Origin of the sequence: Lacticaseibacillus manihotivorans DSM 13343 = JCM 12514, from assembly GCF_001435035.1 — a bacterium.
GTDB lineage: Bacteria > Bacillota > Bacilli > Lactobacillales > Lactobacillaceae > Lacticaseibacillus > Lacticaseibacillus manihotivorans.
The window spans coordinates 1-9,700 of the sequence record NZ_AZEU01000129.1 but is presented as its reverse complement, the minus strand read 5'-3'; the positions used below and the strand labels follow the sequence as shown (position 1 = coordinate 9,700).

Here is a 9,700-nt window from a genome sequence, read left to right as displayed (position 1 = left end):
GGAAGGCCTTCAAGGGATAAAAACTATCCTTCAACACCAGTTGACAAATTTCCATTCTTTTCTTCATGGCGACGCATCAATTCTGCGTATAAGCGGTAGTAATCTTCTTCTTGGGCGATGGTTTGCCATTGGATCAATGGGGCGTGGTCATTGCCGTAATATTGATCGATCAATTCTGATGAGGTCAGCGTGGTAATGATCACATCGGCATCTGGATGCTCCGTATTTTCAGCCAATTTGACAAAGCTGATCCCATCTAAGAAATGCAAAATGTCGCGTAAGGTGAAAGTCCCAGGTTCGATCAACACCGCCACGGAAAGTTGGTGATCGGCATCCAGTTCTGGGAAGTCGTCGCGCACCACGCCGTAAATGATCCGGCGCATGATGCCTTGATAAGGGCGCATCGCCGCGGCATCGCCTTCGAGATTTTGAAAATAAGTATCGATCAAGGCAGGCAAGCGGCCAAACGCCGCAGCATTGCGGTCTTCATCGTAAAAATCCAAGCGTTTGGAGAAGTCGCCACCAAACAACCAGTAAGAATAGGTGATGCGATATAAGTTGGCGCGCAATAATTCATGGTCGTGGGCGGTGACTTCTAGGAGGTCTGGGTTTTGCGCGACTAAGTAATGGATCAACCCATCGGCAAAATGCGCCACTACACTATCGCGGCGCTTAAAGTGGTCGATTAACCAATGATCCGCGGCGGTAGGCTTGGTGCCAAGTGATAAAAAGTGGATCCGACAGAAGTAGAAAAAGCCACTTTCATTGGTCGATACCCAAGCTTTATCTGCTTGAATCACATCAGGTAAGACTTGCGCACCAGGCGCTTGGGTCAAGCGCGTAAACGCAACTTCTTGTGGTAACACGTTGCCTTGTTGCATGCGCATATGTTGGACCATCATGGCCAGCAAATCTTGTTTTGCCAAACTCGGGTCAGCGGTGAACCATTGGCCTTGATAAGTATGGGCGATTCGCGAGCATTCGGTTAAACACAGTTCGCAGTCGGCGTTGCCTAAAGGCCAGCCTGCGCCGCGATAGCCTAAAATAAAGAAGTTTAAAATCACCATGCGAATCCGCAACTCGCTGCCTTCAAGGCCCCAAGCACTGGTGTTTAAGGTGACGCCTTTGGATTGTAAGTAGGCCTTGAAGGGCTCCACGCGGCGGCGTAAAGTGGAGATACTGATATCATGTTCGGTACAAAAATCATGCACATCAGGCGTTGGCGTTTTGAATAAATAATCAAAAAAGGCAAACGCCATTGAATGGTTCAGCAAGTGGAAGCGATACTGGTCCACCGATACATTTTGGGCGAGAATGTTGAACGCTTCTTCGTCAGCGGTGGACACAGTTTTGGGACTCATCGTTTGCAGATCCGCCATGATGTCTTGAAAGGCATTGTAGGTTTGTGAGTAGCTGAGCTGCGCTTCTTGGCTCAATTTGTTGACGGTGAAAGCTGTATTTTGTAGGGCTTTGAGCACGCGATAGACGCGGTAGTTGATCGTTGCCCGTTTATCGAAGAAGTAAGCTTCAAACATCGTTAGTCTCCTCACATGAAATTACCGTAAGTATAGCACATCAAACGCTTGCCAAGAAAGGAAAGTCATGCCAACCATCACAAAAATCACCCCGCAAAAACGCGCCGGGCGCTTCAATTTATTTTTAGATGAAAAATTTGCTTTTGGGATCAGCGAAAGCACGCTGGTGAAATTCCGCTTGACCAAAGGGATGGTGTTGGACGAACTGGCACTAAAAGACGTCTTAGCCGCCCAACAACAAGCCGAAGCCAATAGCACTGCACTAAATTTTCTCTCTGGGCAACAGCGCACGCGCCATGAAGTGGCTGAAAAACTCAAAACCGCTGAGATCCCAGCAGATGTGATTCAACACACGCTGACTTATTTAGCCGATTTGCATTATCTCGATGATGATCAATATGCCCAGTCGTTCATTAACGATGCGTTGGCTCTCGGCGATAAAGGCCCTGGCGTCGTCTCGCAGAAATTGATCCAGCGTGGCGTGAGTGACCAAGTGATCCAGGCGTCATTAGGTGAAGTGGACCCAGATCATTGGTTGCCAGCAGCTCGGCGCGCCGCCAAAAAGTCGGCGAACCAATCGACGCGCGAGCCTTTTTTCAAACGCCAACAAAAAATTCGCTTGGCCTTGATCAAAAAAGGATTCTCCGGAGATGTCGCCGATGCGATGTTGACCGAATTAGATTTACAACCAGATGAGGATGGCGAACACGAGCGCTTGGTGCAAGATGCAGAAAAACAATGGCGACTAAAGCGTAAATATGAAGGTTTCGATCGGCGTAACCGGGTGAAAATGGCCTTATTTCGGAAAGGCTATGAGCTGGATGCCATCGATGCGGTATTGGCTGAGTTTAACGACTGACTTGTAGATTGTTAGAAATCTTTTTGGTATAATTGTGCGGTACAGATCAATAGGAAGCTGGTTTAAGATGCGGATACCCAAAGAAGGCGATTCAGTCGCCATCCAAAGCTACAAGCACGATGGTAGCCTACACCGCACATGGCGAGATACAATGGTTCTCAAAACCAGCGAAGACGCATTGATCGGTTGTAACGATCACACCTTAGTGACCGAAAGCGATGGCCGGCGGTGGTTGACCCGCGAGCCGGCAATTATCTACTTCCACAAGCATTATTGGTTTAATGTCATCGCCATGATCCGAGAAGGCGGCGTGTCGTATTATTGCAACTTAGCCACGCCGTATACCATGGATATGGAAGCGGTGAAATATATTGATTATGATCTCGATGTCAAAGTGTTCCCAGACGGGGAAAAACGCTTGTTAGACGTTGACGAATACGAGGCGCACCGCCGCCGCTGGCAATATCCAGCCACGACCGATCGCATCTTAAAAGCCAATGTCAAAGTGTTAGTCGACTGGATCAACCATGGCAAGGGACCATTTTCCCAAAGTTATATCGACTTGTGGTACAACCGGTACTTGCAGCTCTCTCACCGGGTGTAGACCCAAATACTAGTCAGGGGCGAACCCTGACTTTTTATTTTAAATCAGGAGGACAATATGACGGAATTATTGAACCAACCGGAAATGAGTTTTGTCGGGCATGTGTATATGCCAGAAGATATCGACCAAATGGGCACGTTTGCGTCATGCTGGGACGAATTCACTGCCGCTGGGCATTTTGACGCCTTGGACAAGCAAACTGATGCGCCGAACCGCACGTATTTGTTGATTTTCAACCCTTATGGCGCGTTCCAATACTGGATCGGGAGCATTTTACCAAAAGATGCTGTGGCGCCTGAAGGTTTGGAAAAGTTGAAGTTGCCCGCTGGCACCATCGGCCAATCCGTTGAACCAGCAAACGGGGTGTTGAGCATGTTGCCAGTGCAAACCACTTATATGAAAGGTTTGGAACGCCTGGAAAAAGACGGCTTCCCATTGCCGCAACACATCGGGCAAACTGATAAACCTTTTTATATGGAAGAATATTGTCTCAATGATGGCCAAGTCGATCAAGTCAAGCACACGCTTTACATCAACTTGGATCAATTGGAAGGCTACGACGAATTTGATTAAAGCAGTTGGGTCATTTTAGTTTAAAGCGAGAAAGCATCTCATTTTTGGGATGCTTTTTTGAATGCGATGATTCAACCGGAATATGCTATGCTACTGATAGGACGATTGATTTGATCGCAGTGAGGTGAGTGACGATGGAGTTATCGCAACTGGATGAGATTTTATTTCGAAAGGATATGTTAGAGCGACTAAAAAATGACGACCGAAAACTTCGCGAACTGACTGATGTCTTCAAACCGACGGTGACGACATACAAACACAAAGCACTTTTGGCGTTCAGCAAAACCTCTCATGATCAAATCGAAATTTCAAAGCAACCGCGGGGAATTCTCATACCTGAACATATTCAAGATTATGTTGAATTGAGCTATGTGTATCACGGAAATTGTCAGTATTTATTGAATGGGCAATTGTTATCGTTTACTACCGGAAGCATGGTGTTGATTGATCAACATGTTCGCCACACCATGCGCGTACTCGGACAAGCTGATATTGTGGTCAACTTTATTTTTGACCCAAAATTTATTTCTCAAGATTTGATCGATCAACTTGTGCCCGAATCCGAGCTTCAAGAATTCTTTTTACGCGCATCATCGCATTATAGTGAACATGAGAACTTTATTGCTTTTGCGCCTGATCATGAACTCGCACAAATGGTCAATCTGATGTTAAAAGAATATTATGGTAATCAAGTCAATTCCGCCCAAACCATTATGATCGCAATGAAACTCTTGTTGTTGGTGACCTCTCGGCTCAGTCATACTCAGACAAATCTAAAGGTAAAATTACCCAATCGGCGCTCGCAAGTTTCCTATGCAGACATTATTGCCTATGTCCGGGAAAATTATCAAAACGTGACCTTTGAGTTTGGCATGAGTATTAGTCAATATCGCGCTTCAAGGTAACTCAAAAGATCAGTGCTGCGAACTGGTCTTTTTTGATACATCAAAAAGCATAAATTGATGCATTTTCTGGAAGGGCTTGCAGGCTACAATAAAGCCATAATCAAAAGGAGGTAGTAAGCAATGAACACGCAGAATATCTTGAATAAGGTTGTCAAAACCAGTACAGCGATTCAACAAAATCGTTACGTTTCTGCCATCAGTACCGGTTTAATGGCCACCATGCCGCTGATGATGGTGGGGGCGATCGGGAGTATTTTCAATCAGTTAAGCATTCCCGCTTATCAAAACTTTTTAGTCAGTACCGGCTTGAAAAAAATTATGGTGTTGCCTAACGAAATCGGGACGAACTTATTTGCATTATTCGCAGTCTTTTCAATCGCTTATCAGTTTGCTCATTCCGACAAGAAAGATGGCCTGACTGCTGGTATTTTGGCATTAATGGCATTTCTGTTTATCACACCATTAACTTTTGACAAGACTGGTGCCATGAGTGCGATCCCTGCACAATGGTTAGGTGCCGCAGGACTATTTGGCGCAATGATCGTGGGTTTGCTGAGTGCAAGATTATATTGTTTCTTCATTGACAAAAACATTGTCATCAAGATGCCTGATTCTGTGCCGCCGGTCGTCACGCGCATGTTTGGCGCGATCTTACCAGGACTGGCGATCGCCATCATTTCCATGGCCTTATCATTTGGCTTTTCTCACACGAAATTTGCCAGTTTACACGGATTCATTTACCAAATCGTGGCCGTCCCATTGACTGGACTTGGCAGTACGTTACCGGCATTATTAATTGCTGTGTTGTTCACTGGCGTGATGTGGACGCTTGGTATTCATGGGACCATGATCACATTATCCGTTTTTATCCAATTTGGGCGTCGATCGATATGAAGAATCTAGCTGCTTTTAACAGCGGGCACCCAGCGGTTTCAATTGTTTCGATGCAATTCTTCTTCTTGTGTGCATTTGCTGGCGGTGCAGGGAATACTTTAGGCTTGGTGTTGAACATGTTAACTTCAAAACTTCCGACGAACCGTGCCTTGGGGAAACTTGCTTTAGTTCCGGGTATCTTTGGGATCAACGAACCGATTATTTTTGGGATACCAATTGTTATGAATCCACTGATCGCAGTGCCATTCATCTTTGGCCCTTTGCTATCCACCATTCTTGGCTACATCATCACGAAAATTGGCTTGATCGCGATGCCTACTGGGATTTCTTCAATTACTGGGGCCCCCATTATTGTCAACCAATTTTTACAAGGCGGATGGACTTGGGGTGTTTGGACGATCGTGTTGATTGCATTGAGTTATGTGATGTACCTGCCGTTCTTTAAGGCCTACGAGAAGACCCAGCTGACCCAGGCTAAAGAAACGCAAGAAGCGACTTTAAACAACGTCGCAAAAGGGTTTGAAGATGCGACGAAGTAATCGTTAGAAAGGAACAATATGAAGATGACAGAATTTCCAAAAGACTTCTTATGGGGAGGCGCAATTTCTGCAAACCAAAGCGAAGGTGCCTGGAATGTTGATGGTAAAGGCCCGTCAATTCAAGATGTCGCGCCAGGCAATCGTAACGTTTTTACCCCTATTGATCCCTTAAAATACGATCCAAAGGGCTACTACCCCACGCATAACGGGATCGACTTTTATCATCGTTACGCTGAAGATATTAAGTTGTTTGAAGAAATGGGATTTAAAGTTTTGCGGATGTCGATCGCCTGGTCCCGCATTTTTCCCAATGGGGATGATGACCAGCCCAACGAAAAAGGGCTTGAGTATTATGACCATGTTTTTAAAGCCTTACGTGCTGCCAATATTGAGCCGTTGGTCACCTTGTCTCATTTTGAAATTCCTTTACATCTCGTCACTGAATATGGTGGTTGGGAAAACCGTGACACCATCAAGTTCTTTATGCGCTTTGTCAAAACAGTCATGACGCGCTATCAGCATCAAGTCCATTATTGGCTGACGTTTAACGAAATCAACATGGCGTTGTATGCACCGCTACAAACGCTAGGTGTTGACGTGAAAATGAGTGATCCAGATCGTGAACAACATATCTATCAAGCCGTCCATCATCAATTTGTTGCCAGCAGCTTGAGTGTAGCATTTGCTCGTGGGTTATCCACTGAACAACATGTTGGCGCGATGTTAGGGTATTCACCAATTTATCCGCTGACTGGGAAGCCGGAAGATATGCTGGCTTCTTTAAAGGCTGAGCAGGAAAAATTCTTTTTTGCTGATGTCCAGATCAAAGGCCACTATCCTGAGTTTCAATTACAATATTTCAAGCGTCATGGGATCAACATCCAGATGTTGCCAGACGATGAAGCGTTGCTGGCAAACAATCCTGTTGATTTCCTGTCATTCAGTTACTACAGTACTGCAGTGATTTCAGCTGATTCTGCTGGACAAACGGAGGCGCAAGGGAATGTCATCCATGCTTTTGAAAGTCCATACATTCCCAAGAGCGAATGGGGATGGCAAATTGATCCGCTCGGATTACGATTGTCTTGCAACTATCTGTATGATCGCTACCACGTGCCATTATTCATTGCGGAAAATGGTTTAGGTGCGCATGATCAGTTAACCGATGATGGTGCGATTCATGATGACTATCGAATCAATTATTTGAGCCAACATTTACAAGCATTAAATGACGCGATCAATCTTGATGGGGTGAACGTATTTGGTTATACCGCTTGGGGTTGTATCGATATCATTAGTGCAGCTGCAGGTGAAATGGAGAAACGCTACGGCTTTATTTATGTCGATCAAGATAATCAAGGCAAAGGCACCCTGCAGCGGATCAGAAAAGATAGCTTTTGGTGGTATCAACGCGTCATTGCCGAAAATGGTGCCAAGCAAGTGTTACAAGCAGATCAGGAGGTCAAATGAAGCATGAATTCCTCATTTCATCCAGGAAAAGTATGGTTAGATAATCACGGTGATCGGATTCAAGCGCATGGTGGCAGTGTGTTATTTCACCAAGGGAAGTACTATTGGTACGGTGAGAATAAGGAAAAAACCACTGGTCAGTCGAAAATTTGGCATTGGGGCGTGCGCTGCTATTCCTCAACGGACCTTTACAATTGGGATAGTGAGGGGATTATCATCCCGCCTGATTTATCCGATCCTCATTCACCGTTATACCCAGAATCGATGATGGATCGCCCACATATCATTTATAATCCTTTGACGCATCAATTCGTCGCATGGCTCAAAGTAATGGGGGAGCGTGGAAGCTTCGCTATTTTAACCGCTGATGCGATTACCGGCCCCTATACATTGAAGCATGCGCATTATAATCCCTGCGGTTTAGATGTTGGGGATTTCGATTTAACTGTTGAAGCCGATCGCGCCTATTTGATCAGTCAAAAACCTCATCAATCTGTGTACATTGCGGACTTAGATGACACATATACTGAGGCAAGTGGCTATTACACGGAACATTTACACCGTTCAGGTCCACCATTTGCGCGAGAAGCACCAGCGTATTTTAAACGTGGTGAAATGCATTATCTCTTAACATCTGGGACCACCGGGTATCATCCAAATCCTTCAGAGTTGGTTTGTGCTCAAGATATTCATGGCCCTTATCGCTTGTTGACTGATCCGCATGTTGATGACCATACCGATACTTCCTTTAACTCACAAATCAGCTCGGTTTTAAAAGTGGCAGGCAAAGACTTGTATATCGCCATTGCCGATCGCTGGGTACCGAACTTGGCGGAAACAGAAGGCGAGAAATTCTCCAGTGGTGAAGGGTATGCGCAAACTGCTGATAAGTTTAAACGGATGTTTGATCCATCAATTCAATTCGAGTTAACTGCAGAGGATCTGGCAGCGATGCGGATCAACTCATCAATTTCGGATTATGTGTGGCTACCGATCAGCTTTGAATCAGGTCAACCACAGATTATTTGGCAAGATGAATGGCAATTATAATTAAGGAGGGATTTTGTGACATTTGAGAATACGCACAATCCAATTTTACCTTTAGATATTCATATTCCTGATAGTGAAGCCCGAGTGATGCCTGATGGCAAATTGTATATCTATGGCAGTTTTGATGAACGAGAAGATGTTTTTTGCAGTGATAAATATCACGTTGCTTCAACTGCAGACATGCAACATTGGCAAATCCATCCCGAGGCATTTAACGGGCACCAAGTCCCTTGGTTCGATGATCCTAATGCCCCACACTATCCTGGGATTGATTGGCAACATCCCACTCCTTTTGTGCAAAAGATGCTGCAGCAAGATGCCAAAGACGGGAAAGATATGAAGCAAGCGTTTGAGCTGCATGCTTCCGAACAAAAACCACCGCTGTTGTTTGCCCCTGACTGTATTTATCACGACGGTCGGTACTATTTATACTTTGATATGTCGGATGATACTGAAGGTGTTGCAATCGGTGAACATCCGGAAGGCCCGTTTTCAGCACCTCGCCAATTGCCGATCGGTGGCATTGATCCGTCTGTGTTTGTCGATGACGACGGCCGCCGATATTTATATTGGGGACAATTGTTTTCACACGGTGTTGAATTGGATTCAGACATGCATTCATTGAATCGTGATCGAATTGTCGATAATCTGGTAACTGAACAGGAGCATTATTTTCACGAAGGCTCTTCGATGCGCAAAATAGGCGATACCTACTATTATGTCTATGCGAATATGCAACGCGGGAAACCGACTGCGCTAGGCTATTCAACGAGCAAAAATCCGCTTGGACCGTTCACTTACCGTGGCATTATTATCGATAACGCATTTTGTGATCCCCAAAGCTGGAACAATCATGGCTCAATCGAACAATTTCATGGGCAATGGTATATTTTTTATCACCGGTCAAGCCGTGGTAGCCAAAAACACCGGCGTTTGTGCATTGAACCGATTTCAATCGATGACGATGGCAACATTAAGGAAGTTCCAATGACTTCTCAAGGACCTGGGGCACCATTTGGGCCGAACGAACCCTTGATGGGATACCAAGCTTGCGAAGTTCATGGTAGTTTATTTATTGATGTGGGTTCTCAATTCGGTGAGCAACTCACGAATATTGAAAATGGCGATCGCGCAGTTTTTCGATATATTGAAAGCAGTCAGCCTTGGCAAGCGATTGATGTCCAGAGCACTGGGTCTGCCGTACTTCAGATCATGTTGTGTCGCGCGGCACGCTATTCCGGCGGCCAATATTCAAAATAATCCGGCGGAAT

Annotated in this window: 8 protein-coding genes and 1 pseudogene; 8 read left to right on the top strand and 1 reads right to left on the bottom strand. The window is 45.4% G+C overall.

Annotation, left to right across the window (positions count from 1 at the left end; translation table 11 throughout):
- Window positions 1-23 precede the first annotated feature (23 nt).
- Window positions 24-1,535, bottom strand: coding sequence for a helix-turn-helix domain-containing protein (locus FD01_RS06960; protein ID WP_056963423.1), 1,512 nt, complete (start codon window positions 1,533-1,535; stop codon window positions 24-26).
- A 67-nt stretch (window positions 1,536-1,602) separates the two neighbouring features.
- Between FD01_RS06960 and recX the strand changes: the two genes are divergently transcribed.
- The 8 genes and pseudogenes from recX to FD01_RS06915 all read left to right on the top strand — a co-directional run bounded on the left by recX (window position 1,603) and on the right by FD01_RS06915 (window position 9,689).
- Window positions 1,603-2,394, top strand: a complete 792-nt coding sequence (gene recX / locus FD01_RS06955; RefSeq protein ID WP_056963421.1) for a recombination regulator RecX — start codon at window positions 1,603-1,605, stop codon at window positions 2,392-2,394.
- 67 nt (window positions 2,395-2,461) lie between these two features.
- Entirely contained in the window at window positions 2,462-2,998 is a 537-nt protein-coding gene (ntdP, locus tag FD01_RS06950; protein ID WP_054718662.1) for a nucleoside tri-diphosphate phosphatase, read from the top strand.
- A 57-nt stretch (window positions 2,999-3,055) separates the two neighbouring features.
- Window positions 3,056-3,571, top strand: coding sequence for a hypothetical protein (locus FD01_RS06945; RefSeq protein WP_054718660.1), 516 nt, complete (start codon window positions 3,056-3,058; stop codon window positions 3,569-3,571).
- A gap of 134 nt (window positions 3,572-3,705) precedes the next feature.
- A complete protein-coding gene (locus tag FD01_RS06940) occupies window positions 3,706-4,476 on the top strand; it encodes an AraC family ligand binding domain-containing protein (protein ID WP_056963419.1) in 771 nt (256 codons plus the stop codon).
- Window positions 4,477-4,596: 120 nt separating this feature from the next.
- Window positions 4,597-5,909 (top strand): annotated as a pseudogene (locus FD01_RS16965) (PTS sugar transporter subunit IIC).
- A 24-nt stretch (window positions 5,910-5,933) separates the two neighbouring features.
- Window positions 5,934-7,379, top strand: coding sequence for a glycoside hydrolase family 1 protein (locus tag FD01_RS06925; protein ID WP_164480463.1), 1,446 nt, complete (start codon window positions 5,934-5,936; stop codon window positions 7,377-7,379).
- Between the two features lie 3 nt (window positions 7,380-7,382).
- A complete protein-coding gene (locus tag FD01_RS06920) occupies window positions 7,383-8,429 on the top strand; it encodes a family 43 glycosylhydrolase (RefSeq protein WP_056963412.1) in 1,047 nt (348 codons plus the stop codon).
- Window positions 8,430-8,444: 15 nt separating this feature from the next.
- Window positions 8,445-9,689, top strand: a complete 1,245-nt coding sequence (locus tag FD01_RS06915; RefSeq protein ID WP_056963410.1) for a family 43 glycosylhydrolase — start codon at window positions 8,445-8,447, stop codon at window positions 9,687-9,689.
- Window positions 9,690-9,700: the final 11 nt, after the last annotated feature.